The 21992-nt window shown below is 60.1% G+C and carries 20 protein-coding genes; 1 reads left to right on the top strand and 19 read right to left on the bottom strand.

Features of this window, described 5'->3' with window-relative positions:
• Positions 1–7: 7 nt before the first annotated feature.
• The 3 genes from AGR13A_RS22500 to AGR13A_RS22490 are packed head-to-tail and all read right to left on the bottom strand — an operon-like array spanning position 8 to position 3185.
• Positions 8–1690, bottom strand: a complete 1683-nt coding sequence (locus AGR13A_RS22500) for a metallophosphoesterase family protein (protein WP_080839650.1) — start codon at positions 1688–1690, stop codon at positions 8–10.
• The gene (locus tag AGR13A_RS22495) at positions 1684–2292 is read right to left on the bottom strand and encodes a dual specificity protein phosphatase family protein (protein WP_080839648.1); all 609 of its coding nucleotides are present in this window, start codon (positions 2290–2292) and stop codon (positions 1684–1686) included. The genes AGR13A_RS22500 and AGR13A_RS22495 overlap by 7 nt, the downstream gene beginning before the upstream one ends.
• 53 nt (positions 2293–2345) lie before the next feature.
• Complete coding sequence (locus tag AGR13A_RS22490) at positions 2346–3185, bottom strand: inositol monophosphatase family protein (RefSeq protein WP_080839646.1); 840 nt, start codon at positions 3183–3185, stop codon at positions 2346–2348.
• A 248-nt stretch (positions 3186–3433) separates the two neighbouring features.
• Here AGR13A_RS22490 and AGR13A_RS22485 point away from each other — a divergent pair, with 248 nt between their 5' ends.
• Positions 3434–3730, top strand: coding sequence for a PRC-barrel domain-containing protein (locus AGR13A_RS22485; protein WP_080839645.1), 297 nt, complete (start codon positions 3434–3436; stop codon positions 3728–3730).
• Between the two features lie 131 nt (positions 3731–3861).
• Here AGR13A_RS22485 and AGR13A_RS22480 read toward each other — a convergent pair whose 3' ends face one another.
• The 16 genes from AGR13A_RS22480 to AGR13A_RS22405 form a co-directional block, all read right to left on the bottom strand.
• A complete protein-coding gene (locus tag AGR13A_RS22480; protein ID WP_080839643.1) occupies positions 3862–4587 on the bottom strand; it encodes an SDR family oxidoreductase in 726 nt (241 codons plus the stop codon).
• A 57-nt stretch (positions 4588–4644) separates the two neighbouring features.
• Positions 4645–6255, bottom strand: coding sequence for an FGGY-family carbohydrate kinase (locus AGR13A_RS22475; protein WP_080839642.1), 1611 nt, complete (start codon positions 6253–6255; stop codon positions 4645–4647).
• 90 nt (positions 6256–6345) lie between these two features.
• On the bottom strand, positions 6346–7077 hold the full coding sequence (locus AGR13A_RS22470) for an SDR family oxidoreductase (protein ID WP_080839640.1): 732 nt from the start codon (positions 7075–7077) through the stop codon (positions 6346–6348).
• Between the two features lie 39 nt (positions 7078–7116).
• Positions 7117–8094 carry an ABC transporter permease gene (locus AGR13A_RS22465; protein WP_035225776.1) on the bottom strand — a complete coding sequence of 326 codons (978 nt, stop codon included), beginning with the start codon at positions 8092–8094 and terminating at the stop codon, positions 7117–7119.
• A complete protein-coding gene (locus AGR13A_RS22460; protein WP_080839639.1) occupies positions 8084–9586 on the bottom strand; it encodes a sugar ABC transporter ATP-binding protein in 1503 nt (500 codons plus the stop codon). The genes AGR13A_RS22465 and AGR13A_RS22460 overlap by 11 nt, the downstream gene beginning before the upstream one ends.
• 71 nt (positions 9587–9657) lie before the next feature.
• Complete coding sequence (locus tag AGR13A_RS22455) at positions 9658–10569, bottom strand: ABC transporter substrate-binding protein (protein ID WP_080839637.1); 912 nt, start codon at positions 10567–10569, stop codon at positions 9658–9660.
• A 96-nt stretch (positions 10570–10665) separates the two neighbouring features.
• Complete coding sequence (locus tag AGR13A_RS22450; RefSeq protein WP_080839634.1) at positions 10666–11550, bottom strand: AraC family transcriptional regulator; 885 nt, start codon at positions 11548–11550, stop codon at positions 10666–10668.
• 375 nt (positions 11551–11925) lie between these two features.
• Complete coding sequence (locus AGR13A_RS22445; RefSeq protein ID WP_080839632.1) at positions 11926–12963, bottom strand: NAD(P)-dependent alcohol dehydrogenase; 1038 nt, start codon at positions 12961–12963, stop codon at positions 11926–11928.
• 238 nt (positions 12964–13201) lie between these two features.
• On the bottom strand, positions 13202–13660 hold the full coding sequence (locus AGR13A_RS22440; RefSeq protein ID WP_080840419.1) for a DUF1801 domain-containing protein: 459 nt from the start codon (positions 13658–13660) through the stop codon (positions 13202–13204).
• 119 nt (positions 13661–13779) lie between these two features.
• The gene (locus tag AGR13A_RS22435; protein WP_080840416.1) at positions 13780–15585 is read right to left on the bottom strand and encodes an ABC transporter ATP-binding protein; all 1806 of its coding nucleotides are present in this window, start codon (positions 15583–15585) and stop codon (positions 13780–13782) included.
• A 16-nt stretch (positions 15586–15601) separates the two neighbouring features.
• Positions 15602–16540, bottom strand: a complete 939-nt coding sequence (locus AGR13A_RS22430; RefSeq protein ID WP_035225792.1) for an ABC transporter permease — start codon at positions 16538–16540, stop codon at positions 15602–15604.
• Positions 16540–17514 carry an ABC transporter permease gene (locus tag AGR13A_RS22425; RefSeq protein ID WP_080839629.1) on the bottom strand — a complete coding sequence of 325 codons (975 nt, stop codon included), beginning with the start codon at positions 17512–17514 and terminating at the stop codon, positions 16540–16542. The genes AGR13A_RS22430 and AGR13A_RS22425 overlap by 1 nt, the downstream gene beginning before the upstream one ends.
• The gene (locus tag AGR13A_RS22420) at positions 17511–18491 is read right to left on the bottom strand and encodes a nucleoside hydrolase (RefSeq protein ID WP_080839626.1); all 981 of its coding nucleotides are present in this window, start codon (positions 18489–18491) and stop codon (positions 17511–17513) included. Before AGR13A_RS22420 ends, AGR13A_RS22425 begins: the two co-directional genes overlap by 4 nt.
• Complete coding sequence (locus AGR13A_RS22415) at positions 18488–19447, bottom strand: nucleoside hydrolase (RefSeq protein WP_080839624.1); 960 nt, start codon at positions 19445–19447, stop codon at positions 18488–18490. Before AGR13A_RS22415 ends, AGR13A_RS22420 begins: the two co-directional genes overlap by 4 nt.
• Positions 19448–19488: 41 nt before the next feature.
• The gene (locus AGR13A_RS22410; protein ID WP_080839622.1) at positions 19489–20370 is read right to left on the bottom strand and encodes a dihydrodipicolinate synthase family protein; all 882 of its coding nucleotides are present in this window, start codon (positions 20368–20370) and stop codon (positions 19489–19491) included.
• 23 nt (positions 20371–20393) lie between these two features.
• Positions 20394–21944, bottom strand: coding sequence for an ABC transporter substrate-binding protein (locus AGR13A_RS22405; RefSeq protein WP_080839620.1), 1551 nt, complete (start codon positions 21942–21944; stop codon positions 20394–20396).
• Positions 21945–21992: the final 48 nt, after the last annotated feature.

The raw sequence follows: 21992 nt of genomic DNA, 5'->3' as shown, positions 1-21992 counted from the left end.
CTTCGTATCACACCGCAATGGATTGGCGTTGCGGTGTGAGACGCAGTTCCAGATGCTGCGAACCGCCTTCGGCACGCTCTAGAAACAGCCCGAGGGCGCCGAAGAAGATTTCGATGAAACTCTTAACCGAACCGTCGTGATGATCGGGCTCGCGGCCAAGATGTGCCGCCAGCGCCCGGTAAAGGGAAAGCCGTTGAGGCTCGATATGCGCAAGCGCCAGGCCCGCGCCCTGACGCAGGCAATACCAGTCGGCAATCAGCTCGAACATCGGCAGCCCGGAGGACAGGACGGCATCATGCGGGGCAATATTCTGCTCTCCCAGCAGGTCGATAACCTCCGATACGGTTTTATCCGCAATCGCCGCCACGATCCCGGCTGGCCACTCCTTTGTGAAATAACGATGCCTGATCAGCGCGCGTTTATGGCCAAGCAGGAAATCACCGTAATTTCCCGCCGCAAACGCCGGGTCGTCGTCCTCGCCCGCAAGTGCGGTTTCCTGCGCATAACCCCGGCAAATGCGATCGTTGATCGGCAGGGCGGCCATTTCCACCGTTTCGACGGAAACTTCGTGCTGCGAAGGATGCACAATCTTGAAGGCGGGCGGAAAGGCGACCAGGGACGGCACGGCGATATTGGTGAGCGAGGTTTCGCCCTCCCCGCGCCGGGTCACGCCTTCCACATGCAGATGCCCGCTGAAATGAAGTTTAAGCCCGGCCTTGATCAGCGCATCCTCAACTGCTTTGCGGGGTGTGCGGCGGACGACATTGGTTTCGCCGAACAGCGCGCTTTCGGCACCGCTTGCGCCATCGAAGGGATCGAGCGCCGGATAATGGGAGAAACCGAGCAAGGTCTTGCCGAGCGCCTCCGCCCTCTCACGCACATCGGCAATCCAGTCGATGATGAAGGGTTTGCTGCGCAAGAGCGCATTCCAGCCGCCGGAGGTGCTGTCGGTGAAGGCTGCTTCTTCACCCCTCTCGAAAACGCCGTCGAGCGGTTCGAAAATATTGGCGTCGATCATCAGCAGCCAGAGGCCGGGTTCCGGCTCCACCAGATAGGAAGCGTCCATCAGCTGGTAGACATTGCGGCCATCGGGCGAGCGCACCTCGTAGAGCCGGTCTTCCGCCGCATCGGAAAGCCCGAACGGTGTTTCCCAGTGCAGGTAGTCCGGCCGGCGGAAATAACCGAAGGCCGCCATTGGCTCCAGGCCCGCAGGATAACCCTCGCAATACATCCGGTCGCTGATCACGACCCGTTCGCCGGCCCGCCGCGCATCGCTCGAAACGGAAAGGCATTTGCCGTTCTCCGTCAGGAACTCCTTGGTATGGTGCCGGCCACGCGGGCCGAAAATATCGTGATTTCCGGGCAATGCATAAAAGGCGGTGCCATGGGCATCGCGATGGTGCTTCAGAATACCCTTCAGCGTCTCGGAGGTCGCCCGCTGGCCGTCGTCGGTATAGTCGCCAAGCAGCACCACGTGGCGAATGCCGCGCCGCCGCACCTCTTCGAGCGCGGCATGCAACGCATCGGCGCTTTCGTTGAAAACCCGGGTGGATTCGCGTGTATCCGACCAGCTGCGCATGGTGATGCGCTCACCACCGATCTCTATGCCGGGGAAACCGAAATCGGCCGCCGTGTCATGAAAATGGGCATCGGCAATGACGGCGACGGAGGGAAGCGTGCGTTTCAGCATGATTGAACAGTCTTTCTGCCCTCAACCATGTCAATCCAGTCGGAAGCACGGCGGGCTGCGGCATAGAGCATCGGTTTCGGCGTCTCGAACCATTCATCCGGGCGCAATTCCCGCTTCGTGCGGATCACGGCCAGTGCATCGTCAAGTGTGGGATAGAGATGCGGCTGCTGCTTGTGCAGGAAGAGCGCGACCAATGATACGGACCGGCTGCGGCCGCTGCGGCAATTGACGAGCACATTGCCACCATCGGGGAAGGGATAGGTTTCCCGCTTCGGCATGGTCTGGCGAAGCGCACCGTCGAGGATGTAGTAGGCCCCCAGCATCATGGTGTCGGGGCTGCCTTCGCCATCGATGAGACCGAGCTTGTAGTAGCGGATATCGCCATAACCCACGGCACACCTGTCGCCCTCTTCCGCCGTCGCCTGCACGACATTGATATCCAGATTGACGGCGCAATTAACGACGATGGTAATGCCGTGCCGGCCCAGGAGCCCGAGATCGCTCGCACCATCGCTGCCGCCGATATAAAGCGCAGCGTTATGCGGGCCGAGCCCTTCCGCAATCAGGCTGATCGCAGGCCGGGCATAAACGGGTCCATCCATGTCATTCCTCCACATACACCAAGCACCCTTCACGGACGGGTGCCCGTCTAAATTCAGGCCGATAGGGCCTGCTGCCGATCCGAAGGCTGCCGCTCTGCCAATGGTATCTTCGATGCCTGGCTGACGCCACTCGCAACGCCGCCAGCTGCGGCCAGCACCGGCCCACCATCTTCAAGACTACCAATCTCCAGGAAAGGGCAGACATCGCCGCCAGCTTCGCTGACGAGTAACAGTCCCGCAAGACAATCCCATGAATTCATATGCAATTCGAGATAGGCATCGGAACGGCCATCGGCCACATAGGCAAGCGCCAGCGCGCCGGAACCGGCACGGCGCACATTGGTGCCCATATCGAGCAGGTTCTTGACGACATCGAGATAGGTGGCATTGGCTATACGGGTCGACCAGCCCATTTCGATTGAGGCCGCATCGAAACGTTGCGTTTCCGCAACCCGGATCGGCTGCCCGTTGCGTGTCGCCCCTTCGCCGCGGCGGGCGAAATAAAGCTCGTTGAGCGCGGGATTGTAGATCGCGCCGATTTCGGTTCGCCCATTTTCAACATAGGCAATGGAAATGCAGAAATGCGGTATGCCACGGGCGAAGTTCGCCGTGCCGTCCACGGGATCGACGACCCACACACGGTCGCCGATTACACCGCCGCCCTCCTCGCCAAAAAAACTGTCGTTGGGAAAACAGGCCGAGATCGCACCGCGAATATGCGCTTCGGAGGCCGCATCCGTCACCGTCAGAAAGTCCTGCGGACCCTTCATCGAGAAGCTGCGCGTCGCCTCACCCTCAAAGCCTTTCAGCACCAGTTCGCCTGCGGAAAGAATAATGCTGCGGCACAGTTCGGCACGGGCTGCCAACGTATCCGGATAGGGCATCAGGTCCATGCGAAATAACCATCTCTAGAAAGATTGAACACGCGTTCATATTGCACGCGTGTTCAATCTTTTCAAGCATGATTTTTGAGGGAATTGGCCCAATCGAAACAAGCCCAACCGATAATATCGCTTCGAGACGTTATTCCGGTTTGGTGACACCGGATTGACGGTGCTTATGCCATTTTGGAACGATGCGGATGGAACGGTTTCGCCATGCACGAGTTCCTGTCCTGTAACCCCAAGCAGGAGAAAGAAAAGTGGATCACACCAATCATGTACGCCTCGTCAAAACCGAACTGGTTTCGTCCGTTCTGGAAGGCGCAACTGTTTATGGCGCGGATAACCACAAGGTCGGCAAGGTCGATCATGTCCACGGCGTCGGCGCTGGCAGCACCGCGATCATTGATGTCGGTGGCTTTCTCGGTATCGGCGCAAAGCCCGTCGCAGTACCTCTAAGCGATCTCGATTTCATGCGGGACGAGGATGGTGATGTCCACGCGGTCACCTCATGGACCAAGGACCAGCTCAAGGACATGCCTGAGCACCGCCACTAGTCTTCAGGAAAAGCCCGGCAAACAGCCGGGCGAAGAATAACGACAAGCCTCTCCCCCGTTCGGCCTTGTACCGAAGATTTAGGGGGAGAGTTTTCGGATTTTATTCGCAAAATTTGCGAGACGCGGCCGTTTCAGACGGCAAGGAAACCGCCGTCGATGGGCAGTACGGCACCGGAAATCATGCTGCTATCATCCGACAGAAGCAGCGCAATACTTTGCGCCACATCTTCGGCCTCGGCAAAGCGCTTCAAGGGATGGCGAACCATCATCGGTTCGCTCTTGGTCGGATCGTTCCATGCTTCCGCAGCCAGTTCCGTCAGCGTGATGGTTGGCGCGACAGCGTTGACACGAATGCCATGCGGACCGAGTTCCTTGGCGAGAACCCGCGTTGCACCTTCAAGTCCGGCCTTCGACGCCGCATAGCAGAGGTGATCCTGAAAACCGCGGTGACCGGCAATCGAGGTGATGTTGACGATCGCACCGCCGCCGCCCTTCGCAACGCGGGCACGGGCAAATTCCTGGCAGGTGACGAGAGCGGCGCGCAGATTGATGCCAAGCACGGCCTCATAACCTTCGTCGCTCATATCGAGCACGCTTTCGAGCACGTTGATACCGGCGCTGTTGATCAGGAAATCGCAAGGCCCCGCCTCGATCATGGCCGCCCGCGTTGCCGCCACATCGGCGAGATCGACGCGGATCGAACGGCCGCCGATTTCGCTTTTCAGGCTGTCGAGATCGGACTGCGTGCGGCTGATCGCCACGACTTCCGCGCCGCGCGCGGCCATCAGGAGAGCGCAGGCGCGGCCGATACCCTTTCCTGCGCCGGTGATGATGACGGATTTTCCGGAAAACTGCATGGAATCCTCGTTATTTTGCGGCCGATAAGGCCGGATGATCTAAGCTTGTGACGCGTTTCAGGAATGGCTGGCGGAGCGAATGGCCCGCGCCGCATTCTGAAGCGCCAGAAACGCGTCGTACCGCGACTGATGAACCTTTTGAAAAGCAGGATCGGGTAAAGCACATTTGGCAATGCGCGACATGGCGGGCATCGCCGCCATCAGGTCCGGATAGGTTCCGGCGGCAACGGCCCCAAGCATCGCAGATCCGAGAAGCACCGGCTCTTCGCATTCGGTGAGTTCGACCGGGAGGCTAGTCGCATCGGCCAGCAACTGCCGGGCAAGCGGATGAGCGCCGGCCCCGCCGCTGACACTGATGGTTTCCACCGGCGCGCCGTTGCGGGCCTGCGTTTCGATGATCTGGCGAAGCCCGTAACCGAGGCCGAGAAGGCCCGCCACATAAAGCGCGACGAGCGAATCCACTCCGGTCTCCATACCATAACCGGCAATGACCGCGCGGGCATGGGGATCGGCAAAGGGCGCACGGTTACCGAGAAACTCCGGCACCACATGAAAATCTTCGGCGACTTCAGCTGCGGCGGAAGCAGATGCGGCAAGGCTGAGCGCGCGGTCGGCAAGCCAAACCGGCAAGGCTTTGCCTTCCTTTTCAGCAAGCGCCTTCGCCTCGGCAAAGGCCGGGTGCAACTGCACCAGATAATCGATGGCCGCACCGGCGGCAGACTGGCCGCCCTCATTCAACCAGGCGCCGGGAACCATGGCGGAATAATAGGGCCCCCAGACACCCGGTACAAAGGCGGGTTCGGCGGTGGTCGTCATGGTGCAGGACGAGGTGCCGAAGACATAACCGAGGCATCGCGAAGCATCACCGCCCGCAGCCACGGTTCCGACGCCGCCTGCATGAGCGTCGATCAAGCCTGCGGCAACGGCGGTTCCGGCAACCAGCCCCATCGCTTTTGCCGCATCTTCGGTCAGGCCATTACCCAGCGCCGTACCGGGATAGACGACACTTTCACCGATGCGACGGAAGCCCTGCTCGGCGAGATCGCCAAGCCCGATTCGGGTGAAATACTCCGCATCCCAGCGGTTTTCATGGGCAAGATAGGTCCATTTGCAGGTTACCGTGCAGGCGGAACGATCGAGCGCGCCGGAAGCCTTCCATGTCAGAAAATCCGTCAGGTCGAAGAAGTGCTCGGCACGGGCATAGACATCCGGCCGGTTTTCACGAAGCCACAGAAGCTTCGGCGTCTGCATTTCGGGAGAGATGCGGCCGCCAACATATTTCAGGACAGCATGCTCTCCAGCATTGATGCGCTCCGCCTGTTCGACGGCGCGGTGATCCATCCAGACGATGATATCGCGTTCGGGATGATCCGCAGCGCCGACCGGCAGGGTCTCATCATCAGGCCCGCGAACAACGAGCGAGCAGGTCGCGTCGAAACCGATGCCGGCAACTTCGGCCGGATCGATACCGGCGCGCGAAACGCTTTCGCGCACGCTGTCGCAAACCGCCTGCCACACCTCACCGCTCGATTGTTCGGCAATGCCGCCATCCTCGCGGTGCATGCTGATCGGGCGCTTGGCGGTAGCGAGAAGCTTACCTGCGACATCGAAGACACCGGCCCGCGCCGAGCCTGTCCCGACATCGACGCCAACAAGGTAGGAAGCCATTTGCGATACTCCTCGGAGCGGATCATCCGGTGCTTGAACGATGTGGAGCGGCTGGACCGGTTCCGACTTTCCCAGCCGCCCCTGAAGTTTTTAGACGCGGTCGAAGTTGGTCGGCAGCACCAGCATGTCGCGGATGGTGACGGTACGCTTGCGCGTCAGCATGTAGATAACGGCATCGGCCACTTCACTCGCATCGATAAGGCTACCCGATTCCTTGGCCTTGCGGAGGTTTTCCTCCGGCCAGTCCGCCAGAAGTGCGGAGACGACGGGGCCGGGCGAGACCTGCGCGACGCGCACGCCGTGCGGGATCATCTGGCGGCGCATGCCCTGCACGAAGCTGGTGATCGCCCATTTCGAACCCGAATAGACCGGCTCCCAATAGGTCGGGAAATGACCGGCGATCGAGCAGGTGACGATGATATCACCCGTCTTGCGCTCCGACATATGCGGCACGACGGCCTGCACATTCTTCATCACGGCGTTGACGTTGAGGTTCAGCATCTTGTCGATGGCTTCAGGCGTCGTTTCGGTCAGCTCACCGCCGATATAGGTGCCGGCATTGCAATAGAGAATGTCGATATGATCGACCTTCTCGAGGATTTCCGGGATCATGGCATTGCAGCTGTCGGCATCCAAAAGGTTCGTCACCTGCGGGATGGCGCGGTCACCAAGCCTGGCGGCCAGATCTTTCAAGGCTTTCTCATTCCAGTCGACCATGACCACGGTCGCGCCCTGTTCCAGAAGCGCTTCTGATGTGGCAAGCCCGATGCCGGATGCGGCACCGGTGATGACCGCGATCTTGCCTTGCAGCGATTCAGACATTTAATTCTCCTGCGTTTATGAAGATGTTTCCGGGCCGGCTCAGCGCCAATCGCGCCCGATATAGATAGCCAGCAGGATGATGCCACCCTTGATGACATCCTGCAGATAAGGGTTGATGCCCATCAGGTTGAGGCCGTTATTGAGAATACCGAGCAGCACCGCACCGATGAGCGTGCCGAGAATGAGACCCCTGCCGCCGGCAATCGCCGTGCCGCCGAGAACGACGGCCGCAATGGCATCCAGTTCGAAGCCGACGCCGGCATTGGGCTGACCGCTCATCAGGCGGCCGGTGAGGATGAGCGCGGCAAGGGCTGCAGTCACGCCCGAGATGCCATAGACGGCAAGTTTGACGCGCCTGGTCTTCACGCCTGAAAGGCGGGCCGCCAACTCGTTGCCGCCAAGCGCGTAGACGTGACGGCCGAAGGCCGTGCGCTGCAACAGCACCCATGCCACCGCATAAATCACCACCATGATGATGACCGGCACCGGAACCACACCGACACGGCCGACGCCGAACCAGGAAATCCAGCTCGGAATGCCGCTGACGGGATAACCGCCGGAATAGATAAGGCCAAGGCCGCGCGCCATGCCCATGGTGGCGAGCGTGACGATGATAGCGGGCATCTTGCCCCAGGCGACAAGCGCCCCGTTAAAGATGCCGATGCCCAACCCGATGAAGAGGCCAGCCGGCAGGGCAACTGCGGGCGACAGGCCGGTGTTCACCATGAGGCCGGCAGACAGCGTGCCGACAAGCGCCATGACCGCACCAACCGACAGATCGATGCCCCCGGTGAGGATGACGAAGGTCATGCCGACGGCAAGGATGCCGACGACGGACACCTGCCGCAGCACGTTCATGATGTTGTTGACGCTGAAGAAATTGTCGCTCGCAAGACCCATGAGGATCGATACGACAATCAGGCCCGCCAGCGGCAGGGCCAATGGTGAGCGCAGCAGGTTGCCGAGACTGAAACCGCCCGTTTTCGCGGCAACGCCGGTATTTGCATCAAGCGACATGTTCAACCCTCCCGGTGGTGGCGTTTGTCATTATTGTTTCTGAATTGATGTCTGCGCCCTCGACGGTGGCAACGATGCCGCCGGAGCGGAACACGCAGACGCGGTCCGACATGCCGATCACTTCCGGCAGCTCCGAGGAGATCATGATGATCGAGTATCCCTTGGCAGCGAATTCGCGCATCAGCGAGTAGATTTCCGCCTTCGCACCAACGTCGATGCCGCGTGTCGGCTCGTCGAAGATCAGCACGCGCATGTCATGGTTCAGCCAGCGGGCGATGACGATCTTCTGCTGGTTGCCGCCCGATAGCGTGTCGACGCGGGCAAAGGGACCCTGCGCCTTGACCTGCACCTGCGCCATGGCCTTTGTCGTGTATTCCAGTTCCTTTTTGAGATCGAGGAACCAGTGGGCCTTGCGGTATTTGCGGTAATTGTTCAGCGAAATATTCTGCAGGATGGAGAAGCTGGTAATCAACCCCTCCTCCTTGCGGCTTTCCGGCAAAAGGCCGATGCCGCGCATCAGCGCCTCATCAGGGCCGGAAAAACGCGTGTCCACGCCGTCGAGCTTGATCTTGCGGCGCGAGGCGGAATGCGCCCCCAGCATGGCGAGAACCGTTTCCGTGCGGCCCGAGCCGACAAGTCCGGCAAAGCCGAGAATTTCACCCTTGCGCAACGCAAAGCGTGAGACGGGGCCACCCTTCTTCAACTGCAGCTCTTCGACTTCGATCACCTTTGCAGCGGAAGGATCAAGCTGCGGCTTCGGTGGGAAGCTCGCTTCGATACGCCGGCCGACCATCATCTCGACCAGACGGTCATTATCGACCTCCGACGTCAGGCAGGAACCGATCAACTCGCCGTCGCGCAGAACGGTGATGCGGTCGCAGATCTCGAATATTTCCTCAAGGTGATGCGAAATGAAGATGATCGCCACGCCCTGACGCCGCAGCTCACGCATGACCTTGAAGAGATGCTCGGTCTCGGAGGGCGTGAGCGTCGCCGTCGGCTCGTCGAGCACGAGAATGCGGGCATCCAGCGACAGTGCCTTGGCGATTTCGACAAATTGCTGCTGGGCAACCGAAAGGCGATGTACCGGCACGTCGAGCGGAACATCCACGGCCAGACGGCTCATGATTTCAGCCGCGCGCTTGCGCATGGCGCCCTTATTCAAAAGGCGAAGCGGCCCGCGGATTTCGCGGGCAAGAAACATGTTTTCAACGGCATTGAGATAGGGGATCAGGCTGAATTCCTGAAACACGATGCCGATGCCGGCGGCAATCGCCTCGTCATAATTGGCAAAGCGGCGATCCTGCCCGTCGATGCGGATCGTTCCCTCCGATGGCTGCAAAATGCCGCACAGGATCTTCATCAAAGTCGACTTGCCCGCGCCGTTTTCGCCCAGAAGCGCATGCACCTCACCGGCGCGCGCCTCAAGGTCGACGCCGCGCAGGACTTCGATCTTGCCAAAGCTTTTTCTTATTCCATTCAGTTCCAGCATTTCACCCTCCTCGATGGTCGGGATTTAACCCCGCCCCCGTACAAGACGGGGACGGGGCCTGGGAGGAGTTCTTACCAGCTGAACTCGCCGGCGTTTTTGCTATCGACAACCATGACGTCGATCGGCACTTCCTTCGGCACGACGCGGGCGCCCCACTTCTGGGCAAGCGCCATGGCAAGGCCAACGCGGACCTGGTCACGCGGGAACTGCGCGGTGGTTTCAATGAAAGGGCCACCGTCGGCAATTGCCTTCACCGCTTCCGGAGCGCCGTCAACCGAGGTCAGCTTGATGTCCTTGCCGGAACCCTGGATCGCAGCGAGTGCGCCCATCGCGCCGCCGTCATTCACCGAGAAAATACCGGCAAGGTTCGGACGCGACTGGATCATGTTTTCGACAACACCGAGAGCAACGGAGCGGTCCTGACGACCATTCTGCGTGTCGACCAGCTTGATGTCGGCGAATTCGGCAAGCGCTGCCTTGCAACCTTCGACGCGCTGCAGGATCGGCACGACCGGAATGCCGTCGAGGATCGCGACCTCGCCCTTGCCGCCGAGCGCTTCACCGAGGTATTTGCACGACTTGTAGCCTGCATCACGGTTCTTGGAGCCGACGAAGGTATCGACCGGGCCATTGGCATTGGCGTCGACGGCAACGACCGTCACACCCGCAGCCTTGGCGGCATGCACGGCGGCTTCGATGCCGGCGCTGTCGGTGGGGTTCAGGAGCAGGATGTCGATCTTCTGCTGAAGCATGTCTTCAACATCGGAAATCTGCTTTGCCACATCATGACCGGCATCGGTGACGACGACGTCAGCGCCGATGCTTGCCGCAGCTTCCTTCAGCGCTTCCTGCATCGACACGAAATAGGGGTTGTTCAGCTCCTGAAAGGTCATGCCGATCTTCAGCTTTTCCTGCGCGAGCGCCGGAGCGGCCATCATTGCAATTGCGGCTGTCGCCATCAGCAGTTTCGATTTCATCGTCATTGTAACTTCCTCCCGTTTGGAAAGTTTGGGCAATAAGGGCCCGTTTCCGGACAGTCCTCTGCCCGAATTGGTGAAAATCCGTGATGTCTCGCTGGTTTAGTCCGCCATGACCGCCGCCTTCTGGGCCGCGAATATGGTCCGGAACCTCGATGGCGACATTCCCTTCAGCTTCAGGAAATGCCGGTTGAAATTCGAAAGGTTGGAGAAGCCCACATCATAGCAGACCTCCGCCACCTTCACCTCCTGATCCGCCAGCAGCATCTGGCAGGCGAGATCGATGCGTAACTGATTGCGATACCGCACCAGGGTCGTCCCCGTATGACGCTTGAAGGCGCGGGAAAAGGCGCTCGGGCTCTGGCCCACCATGTCGGCCAGGTCGATCTCCTCGACCTGTTCGGTCAGGTGCTGGCGTAGATGCGACAGGGCGCGGTTGATACCGCTGTCACCGATGCCGGTCAGATCAAGTTCGTAGCTCAGGCTCGCCAGCACCTCGGAAGACGGCGCATTGACCAGGAGGTCAAGAATTTCCCAGAAAAGCGCCAGACGCGTCAGACCCTGCGCTTCGATCAACCGAAGAATCAGCGGGCGAACGCGGTCGCTCGTCTCGTCGTCAAACAGAATGCCGCGGCGGCTGCGATCCAGTAGCGCACGCACCACATCCATCTCCGACATGGAAGCGCAGGCATCCTCGATAAAGCTCTCCGGAAACTGGATCACGAGAGAGCGTGTCGGCACGATCTCGTCCGGCTCGATCTCGCTGATCCAGTTCTGGGGGAGATTGGGACCGGTCATGATGAGCTGACCGGGGCCGAAGCGACCGACGAAGTCACCGATATAGAACGTGCCGGATGTCGCCACGACCAGATGAATTTCATATTCGGGATGGTAGTGCCAGCGCACGGTGCGGAACGGATAGCCATGCCGCCAGGCAGCGAAGGATTCGCCCTTGCGGATGTGCACCAGTTCCAGATCGGGCTGCATCAATATTCCTCCCTTCAGTCACGTCCGCCGCATTTACGGAGCAAAGCCATTCCTCTTTATGGCTCGTCCCAGGCGTTGGCGGAGAGCATATGGCTTGCCGCGTATAGTTCCACATCATGCCGGGGAAATTGCTGATACTTTTTTGACTGTTTTTTGTCGGGAATTGAATAGTCCGATGCGGAAGGCGCCAACGATGCCCGCCGCTATGCCGAATTTCCTGCGCAATTTTGCGTGATACGCACATATAATGCGCATGGAGCAAAAAGAGATGATGAATTTTTAGAGCGCGATCCACCTGTCACCGGCAGTTCGCGCTCATACTTTTCCGCAGGGTATTTGCCGCTCGATCATCAGCGGACAATGAGCCGCAGCGACTTATTGCGGCATCAGAATTTGCAGTTTCACGTCCGTTTCCCTTGCCTCCACCGCGCGATCAAAACCGGCGATGCTGTCTTCAAAGGGAATGGTTGCGGAAATCAGCGGCTTCAGGTCAACCTTGCCGGAGGCGATGAGGGCGACCGCCCGGTCATAGACATTGGCGTAGCGGAAAACCGTTTCCACCCGAAGCTCCTTGGCCTGCAGGCCGACAATATCGACCGGGACCGGATCGACCGGCATGCCGACGAGAACGATTGCACCGCCGGGACGCGCCAGTTTCGCCATTCCGAGCACGGCAGGTGCGGCACCGGAGCATTCAAAGACGATATCGCAACCCCAGCCGTCCGTCGCAGCCGCAACCGCTTCGGCGAGGTTGTGCTTGCGGATGTTGACCGTTTCGATGCCGTCATAGGCTGCTATGATATCCAGCTTCGGCTGGGCGAGATCGGCGACGATCACCTTGGCGCAACCGCCAGCAAGCGCCGCCAGCGCCACCATCATGCCGATCGGGCCGGCACCCGTCACCACGGCAATATCGCCGGGTTGAATACGCGCCCTCAGCGCCGCCTGCATGCCGATAGCGAAGGGTTCGACCATGGCGCCCTCGGCAAATGAAACATTGTCAGGCAGCTTGTAGGTAAAGGCTGCGGGATGAATGACTTCCGGCGTCAGGCAACCATGGACGGGAGGGGTCGCCCAGAAGCTGACGGCCGGATCAACATTGTAGATGCCAAGCTTGGAGGCACGCGATGTCGGGTCGGGAATGCCCGGCTCCATGCAGACACGGTCGCCGGCCTTCAGATGGGTCACCTCGGCACCGGTCTCGACAACCGTTCCGGAGGCTTCATGGCCAAGCACCATCGGCGCGTTCACGACGAAATGGCCGATTTTGCCATGGGTATAATAATGGACGTCCGAACCGCAGATGCCGACCGTATGGGTGCGGATGCGCACATCCTTCGGCCCGAGCTTGCTGGCAATATCAAACTCCCTGAGCGAGAGCTTTCCTTTTTCTTCGAGCACCAGTGCCTTCATCTCATTCTCCGTCATTTGCGATGCGCTTCGCAGCGAATTCAAACAGCGTGATGTGGTGCAACTTCGGCAAAAGTAAACAGAAATCCGCCGGATCGGCCGGTTTTTCTTCACAGCGGAAAAACTGTATCGAGGTGGCCGGAATTTCTCATCATCCGCAACCAGTTGCCGCTTTTTCAGAGCGCGAAAGATGGCGTGATTCGCCGGCAGCCCTTAGCCCGCCAAACAAGCGCCGAGCCACCTACATCTTTTCGCCGGGCAACTGGCTCGCCTGCTTTACCCACTCGATGAACTGCGCTTCATCGAATGCGCCCTCGTGAATATCGAGGTAGCGAACTTTCTGTTGTTTGGAAGTACCGGGCGGCATCGGGTGCAACGATACGCCGTCGAAGAAGGTAACCTTGACGTATTTCGTAAAACAATGAAGGGCGAGAAACCAGACATCCCCCTCCCTCCCGTAAAAAGGCGAGTTCCACTTCACCGCCTTGTGTACGCCGGGAACGATGTTCTCGATCAATGCGTCGATGCGGGCTCCGAGAGCACTTTTCCACTCCGGCATGGCTGCAATATAAGCCTGCACCGGCGCATCGCCATAGCCTTTGGCAATCTGGGGATTGCCGCCCGAAAGGAGCTTCGGCGCCACATCCGGATGGTGGGTGCCTGCGATACTGGCAGCTTTCTCCGATTTTCTGTCGACCATCACGCTCACCTCGTGCATTGACGATCACGCTGGCCATTAGGCCAGCGCGACCCCGCCAGAGCCAAGCAATGTACACATGGCCATCAACACGGGCCAGCACGGAATCGAACTCAGCGCGCCTATGCAACCAGCACGAAGTGCCCTTCACCAGCCTCTTCGTAAACGCGCTTCGGCGGCACGTAATCGGCGGAGCGGAACGGGCTTTTGATCTCCTCATTGGAAATCCGCCGCGTCTGCCGGCGTGAAGGATCGGCAATCGGCACTGCTGCCATCAGCCGTTTGGTATAGTCGTGCTGCGGGTTTTCGAACACGGCCTGACGGGAGCCGATCTCGACGATCTCACCAAGATACATGACGGCGACGCGGTGGCTGATACGCTCCACAACGGCCATATCATGGCTGATGAAGAGATAACCCAGACCGTATTTTTCCTGCAGGTCGAGCATCAGATTGATGACCTGCGCCTTTACCGACACATCGAGTGCGGAAACGGATTCATCGGCGATCAACAGCTTCGGTTCCAGTGCCAATGCGCGCGCGATGCACACGCGCTGGCGCTGGCCGCCGGAAAACTCATGCGGGAAACGATCGGCCATCGAGGCGGAAAGCCCCACGCGTTCGAGGAGATTGCCGACGCGCTCACGGGCCTGCGAAGCGGTCGCCAGCCCATGCGCGATAATCGGTTCCGCAATCGCCTGACCGACACGGATGCGCGGGTTCAGGCTTTCAAACGGGTCCTGGAAGATCATCTGCGCCTGGCGGCGAATATCGGCAAGCTCACCCTTGCCGGCTTTCAGCACATCCTTGCCGCCGATGCTGACCTTACCGGAGACGGGATCCGTCAGCCGGATGATCGAGCGGCCGGTGGTGGACTTGCCGCAACCGGATTCGCCGACAAGCGAGAGGGTTTCGCCCTGCCGCAGCTCCAGCGAGACGCCCTCGACAGCGTGAATGCGGCCGATCGTCTTGCGCAGGAAACCCTGCTTGATCGGGAAGCGCGTGATCAGATTGTCGACCTTGAGGATCGGCGGCGTATCCCGCTTGACCGTATCCTCCGTCGGCTTGACGGGCTCGATCTCGCCAGTCGCCATATCCACGCGCGGGAAGCGCAGCGGCCGGTCCATGCCGGTCATCGAACCGAGCTGCGGCACAGCGGAAAGGAGCGCACGCGTATAGGGGTGGCTGGCGCCGGCAAATAGATCATGCGTCGTGCCGGTTTCAACCTGCTCACCGCGGAACATCACCACCGTGCGGTCGGAGATTTCGGCGACAACACCCATGTCGTGGGTGATGAAGAGCACCGACATGCCCTCCTCTTCCTGCAGGGTCTTGATCAGTTCGAGGATCTGCGCCTGAATGGTGACATCGAGCGCCGTCGTCGGCTCATCGGCGATCAGCAGCTTCGGGTCGCAGGCAAGTGCGATGGCGATGACAACGCGCTGGCGCATGCCGCCGGAAAAATTCATCGGATATTCGTTGAGACGCGATTTCGCCGAGGGAATGCGCACCTTCTCCAGCAGCCGCACGGCTTCGGCTTCCGCCTGCGCATGCGACATGCCGCGGTGCTGCACCAGAACTTCGGTGATCTGCTGGCCGATCTTCAGGACCGGATTGAGCGACGTCATCGGTTCCTGAAAGATCATGCCAATGCGGTTGCCGCGGATTTTCTGCATGGCCTCAAGCGGGAGAGACAGGAGGTCCTTGCCCTCGAAATCGATACGGCCGGTCACCCGCGAATTGCCGGGCGACAGAAGCCGCATGATCGACATGGCCGTGACGCTCTTGCCGGAACCGGATTCACCGACGACAGCGACGGTCTCCTTCGCATTGATGTCGAAGCTGACATCGTTGACGACATTGCGCCATTCACCGCCGACGCGAAACGCCGTGTTGAGGTTTGAAATCGACAGGATCGGATTGGTCATTGGTGCGGTCATGGCATCAGCCCTCCCGTCGCGGATTGAGAATGTCGCGCAGGGCATCGCCGATCAGGTTGATCGCGACGATGAGCAACAGCAGGACGAGGCCCGGAAAGAAGCTGATCCAGTAATCGCCGGAAAGCAGATATTCGAACCCGTTCGAGATCAACAGACCGAGCGAGGGCTCCGTCACCGGCAGGCCGATGCCGAGGAAGGACAGGGTCGCTTCCAGCATGATGGCATAGGCGACACGCATGGTGGCGACAACGATCAGCGGCGGCAGGCAATTGGGCAGAATATGCCGGAAGAGAATGCTGCGGTCCGGCAGCGCCATCGAGCGGGCCGCATCCACATAGGCGCGCTTGCGCTCAACCAGCGCGGAGCCGCGGATTGTGCGCGCATAATAGGCCCATTGCGTGACCACCAGCGCCAGAATGATCTTGTCGACGCCCTGGCCGAGAATGGCGAGGAAGATCAGCGCGATCAGAATGGCTGGGAAGCTGAGCTGGATATCGACGATACGCATCAGGATGGAATCCAGCCGGCCACCGGCATAGGCGCTGATAAGGCCGATGGACGCACCGATGACGAGTGCAATCGCCGCACTCGAAAGGCCGACGAGAATACTGGTGCGCAGGCCATAAAGAATGGCGCTGAACAGGTCGCGGCCCTGCGTATCCGTGCCGATCAGATAGGTCAGGCCCGACATGCTTTTCGAAAGCGGCGGCAGGCGGCCGTCCATAATGTCAAGCTGGGCGAGATCGTAAGGGTTCTGCGGCGCGATCATCGGCGCGAAAACGGCGGCGAGGATAAAGACCGTCACCAACACGATGCCGATCAAGGCGAGCTTGTCATGCAGCAGCGCATAAACGACTTCCCGGCCCGGCGAACGGGAGGTCGCGCGGGTATCGGTGTTTGCGGTGGCGTGAACCGAAACGGTCGGGGACTTGCTGTCGGTCATCACGAATTCCCCTCAAGACGGACGCGGGGGTCGACCAAGGAATAGAGAATGTCGACCAGAAGATTGATGACGCTGAACATCACGACGGTGATCATCAGATAGGCGAGGATGACGGGGCGATCGAGAACGCCGATGGCGTCGATGATGAGCTTGCCCATGCCCGGCCATGCGAAGATCGTTTCGGTGACGACGGCGAAGGCGATCAGCGAGCCGAGTTCGAGGCCGATGACGGTAATCAGCGGGATCAGCGTGTTCTTCATGACATGCACGATAACGATACGGCGCTCCGTCAGACCCTTGGCCCGGGCGAAACGGACAAAATCGAGCTGCATGGTTTCCATCACGCCGGCGCGGGTGAGACGGATGACGAGCGAAATCTTGAACAGCGCCAGATTGAAGGCCGGCAGCAGAAGATGCGACAGGCCGTCCAGCGTGAAGAGGCTGAGCGGCACGCCGAGCACGGACACGGTGTCGCCGCGGCCGGAGGCCGGCAGCCAGCCCAGATAGACGCTGAAGAACATGATCATGACAAGACCGATCCAGAAGGTCGGCAGGCTGAAGCCGAGGATGGAGAAGGTCATGATCGACTTGGAAATGAAGCCCTTCGGCTTCAGGCCGGCATAAACGCCGAGCGGTATGCCGATGACAAGCGCCATGAACAGCGCAACGAATGCAAGTTCCAGCGTGGCGGGCATGCGGTTCAGGATCAGCGTCAGCGCCGGCTGGTTGAACACGAAGGAATTGCCAAGATCGCCTGAAAGCGCGCGGGTCAGGAACAGCCAGTATTGTTCCCAGACCGGCTTGTCGAGACCGAAGGACTGGATGACCTGCAGCCTTTCAGCCGGCGTCGCGGTCGGGCTCAGCAGCACGTCGACCGGATTGCCGACGAGGTAGAGGCCGGCAAAGACCAGAACCGACATGACGAGAAGGGTGAGCACGGTCTGCATCGACCGGCTTAGGATATATCCGCTCATGATCTTGAGCCTCCCGGTGTTTGTCCGCCGAGCGCTTCGCCGCCATGGCGGGCGATGCGCTCGATCAGCAATTCGATGAAACCGGTCTCGTCAATATCGGTGACGACGGTGGCATTGGCCGCCCGGTCCATCTTCCTGTAGAAATCGGCATAGGTATAACCCATTGTCAGGCCTGTGACCTGTACGCCGACAAAAGCTTCGCAACTGGTGAAGAGTTCAGGGCGGATCAGCCACGCGATCGTGGTCGCATCGTGGATCGGCCCGCCCGGGCGACCGAAGCGTTTGACGTCGCTGCGGTCAAAGGTGGAGAACAGGTTGAACAGCGCACCACCCGCTTCGCCGCCGGCGCGGAATCTTTCAAAATGTTCGGCCGTGAACAGCGCCTTGAACGTCATGTCGAGCGGCATCAACACGATCGGCACACCAGACTGTAAGACGATCTCGGCGGCATGTGGATCGGCGTAGATGTTGAACTCCGCCCATGGCGTGCGGTGGCCGAGCGCGGTAAAGGCACCGCCCATGGCAACGATCCGGCCGATACCGCGCGCGACATCCGGATGCTGGACGAGCGCCAGCGCAATATTGGTCATCGGCCCGATGGCGCAGATGGTGATCTGTTCGCCGGCATAAACTGCGGCGCGTGCGGTTCGCACGATGAACTGCACCGCATTTTCTTCTTCCGGCACAATCCCGCCGGCCTTGACCAGCGCATCATCGAAAGCGCCGATACGGGCATATTTGCCAAGCACCTGCTCGCGCACCAGCGGCCCGCTGGCGCCGGCATAGACCGGCACGCCGCGTCTGCCGCTCAGGCCTACCAGCTTGCAGGCATTGACGACGGTGTCGTGCAGCGGCACATTGCCGGCAACGATGGACAGGCCCAGAACGTCAATCTCCGGCGAGGCGAGCGCCATCAGGATGGCGGCGGCGTCATCGACGCCGGGATCCGCATCGATGATGACCTTATGCGCTTTCATGCCACCACCTTTTCGGCGTAACGCGACAGCCGTTCCAGGAAGAAGGCGATGACGCCCTCGGCATCAACCCTGGTGACGATGTCGGCATTGGGTTCAAGACCGCTCTTGCCGTACCAGTCGGCAATCGTCTGTCCCATGCAGAGTTCGCTTTCATATTCGACGAAGACCCGCGCCTTCTGCGTTTCGAACAGATGCGGCGCAAGGATATAGGCCATGACCAGCGGATCATGCAGCGGGCCGCCGCGCGAGCCGTAGCGGGGAACGTCATTGCGGTCCCAGAAGGCCATCAGCTCGGCAAGCGTCTGCGAAATGCGACCGCTGACGCGTGAAAACTCGGTGACATGTTCCGGCTTCAGCATCACCTGATGGGTGGCATCAAGCGCCAGCGCGACAATCGGGATACCGCTTGAAAACACCACGTGCACGGCGTGCGGATCGGCCAGAACATTGTATTCCGAGGTCATCGTGCGATTGCCAGGTTCGCGATAGGCGCCGCCCATCATCACGATACGCTCGATGCCCTCGGCGATCTGCGGCTTCATGCGCAACGCGACTGCGACATTGGTCATCGGGCCAAGGCAGCAGAGCGTGATACGCTCGCCCTTTTTAGCCGCCTCACCCAGCGCTTCGATCAGGAAATCGACGGCGGACATGGTTTCCACCTTTTTGGCAGGCTCGGGCAGAACGGTGTTTCCGAGCCCGGTCTTGCCGTGGAACTGGCCATGGATCGGCTCACGCAGCATCGGGCGGAAACAGCCGGCATAGACCGGAATATCGGTTCGTCCACCGAGCTCGCAGACCTGCAGGGCATTGCGCACCGTCCGCTCCAGCGGCTGGTTGCCACAGACCGGCGTGATGCCAAGGATCTTGAGTTCCGGCGACACGAATGCGGTGAGGAGCGCAATGGTGTCGTCGATACCGGGATCACAATCTACGATGATCGAAATCGGCTTCATTCTCAAATGCCTTCAATGTGTGGTGTGGGATGGGAAAAAACTCAGAGCGCGCCGACATCGCGCAGCACGTCGGCGATCTCCGCCCGCGCGGCTTCACTGAGCGGCAGTTGCGGATGGATCGGCGCCCCAACGGCGAAACCCTGCAGCTCAAGCGCCGTCTTGATGCAGGCGGCAATCGAATATTTCGCGAAGATCTCGTTGACCTTCCACATCGGCCGCTGCATCTCCATCGCCAGCATCCAGTTCCCAGCCCTTGCCGCTTCATAGAGCGCGATGCTCTGCCGGGGCACGATGCAGGCGGGTCCCGCCATCCAGCCCACGCCACCAATCATCATCACGCAGACCGGAATATGCGCGGAGGCGGCAAAGACCTGCATCCGTCCACGGGTTCGTTCGATGATGGAAAGCAGGCGGCCAGTATTGGTCGAGGCGTCCTTGATGTAGCTGACATTATCGATATGGCTCAGCCGCTCGATCACCGGGAGAGAGAGATCGGAACGCTGGAACTGCGGATTGGTGTAGAGCACCACCGGCCGCCCTTTGGCCGCTTTCGCGATTGCGGTGAAATAAGCTTCCACACCCTCGTCGCTGACAGGGAAATAGGCTTCGAGAATGGCCAGAATGCCATCCGCACCCGCTTCCACCATATATTCGGTCTGGGCCACCGCATCGGCAGTCGAGGTCGACGCCACGCCGGCGACAACGGGAACCCGGCCGCGATTGGCCGAAATCACCGTGTCGACGACGCAGCGTCTCTGCTCCTGGGAGAGATAGGCAAATTCGCCCGTGCTGCCGAGCGGCGCGAGGCCGTGAACGCCCTCGCCGATCAGATGATCCACCAGATCCGTCAGCACACCTTGCATCACCTTGCCGGATGCATCGACCGGCGAGACGAGATAGGGAAATACACCGCTGAAAGACATGGCGGATCGCTCCTTTTTTCGGATCAGTTCGGCTTCACGTAGTAGGGAAGCGTGTAGCCGTCCGAGCGGCCGGCATAGCTGATGTCGCTCTTCACCGCCCAGGTGTTCGCGAGATAAAAGACCGGGATGACACCGAGGTCGCCCATGGCGACTTCGGTTGCCTTGCGCAGCAGTTCCTCGCGCTTGGCATCGTCAAGCGTCGCACGCGCCTCATTCAAATCCTTGTCGAATTCCGGGTTGGAATAACGGCCGCGATTGCCCTGCCCCGCCTTTTCGCCATAGGTTTCGAGGATAGGCCCAAGCACGCCGGAGGCTTCGCCGGTTTCGACAGCGGCGCCACCCATGATGAAGCTGAATTCGAGGTTCGAGGCACGGGTGAAATAAACGCTGCCCGGCAGGGTCGCGACTTCGGTTTTGACACCGACGCGGCTGAAGAACTGGCCGATTGCCTGTGCAACCTTGCTATCATTCGGATAACGGTCGTTCGAAGCATGGAAGGTCAGCTGGAAACCGTCGGGATAACCGGCCTTCGCCAACAGTTCCTTGGCCTTGTTCGGGTCATAAGCATCGACCTTGATTGCCGGATCGTAACCGAAATAACCTTCGGGAACGACCTGACCGGCCGGAACGCCCTGTCCATCCATGATGCGGTCAACAAGTGCTTCACGGTTGATCGACAGGGACAGGGCACGGCGCACTTCCGGCTTCAGAAGCGGGTTCTTGCCATCCGGCCCCTTGGCGAAAGGCGATTCCTCTCGGGCCTGATCCATGTGGAGATACATGATGCGGTTGCCGGCAATATTGACGACCTTCAGCTTGTCGGATGCCTCAAGCCTGCGGGTATCGGCCGTCGGAATGCTTTCGATCATGTCGACATCACCCGAAAGCATGGCGGCAACGCGCGCGCTCGGGTTCTTGAAGACGCGGAAGGTCACTTTGTCCCAGGCAGCCTTTTCGCCCCAATAGGTATCGTTCCGGGCAACCACGACATTGTCGTCCGGCGACCAGGACACGAATTTGAACGGGCCGGTGCCGATGACGCCCTTGCCGCTATTCATCTCGCCCGTCGTTACCTTTTCCATTTCGGCCGGGAGAATGGCGATACGGCTGAGGTTGTTGAGCAGCAGCGGCGTCGGGCCGGCCGTCGTTATGCGCACGGTCAGCGGGTCAACGGCGGTGACCTCGGTGATCGCCTTCACATAGGCGGCAAACGAGCTTGGGCTGTTGGTCGAGGCCAAAGGGATGCGCTTGATGCTGGCAACCACGTCCTCGGCGGTAAAATCGCTGCCGTCGTGGAATTTCACGCCTTCGCGCAGCTTGAATTCCCAGGTCTTGTCATCGACGACTTTCCAGGAAGTGGCGAGTGCGGGCTGTATCTGCTGCTTCTCGTCCTGGTTGACGAGGCCATCGAAAATATTGCGCGCCATCGCGCTGTTCGGGCCGACGACGTAAAATTGCGGATCCATGGACGTTGTCGAAGCGGAAAGACCAACGGTGAGGTCCTTTGCCTGACTTGCGAGCGGCATGGCGAAAACAGACGCTGCCAATGCGGCTGCGAAAGCAGAAAACTTCATGATGAGGACTCCTCCGGGTTGTTCCAGCGCGCACTCTCCCTGCGCGAT

Origin of the sequence: Agrobacterium genomosp. 13 str. CFBP 6927 (genome assembly GCA_900012615.1) — a bacterium.
GTDB lineage: Bacteria > Pseudomonadota > Alphaproteobacteria > Rhizobiales > Rhizobiaceae > Agrobacterium.
The sequence above is the reverse complement of the archived record's forward strand: the minus strand, read 5'-3'. Positions and strand labels throughout refer to the sequence as shown.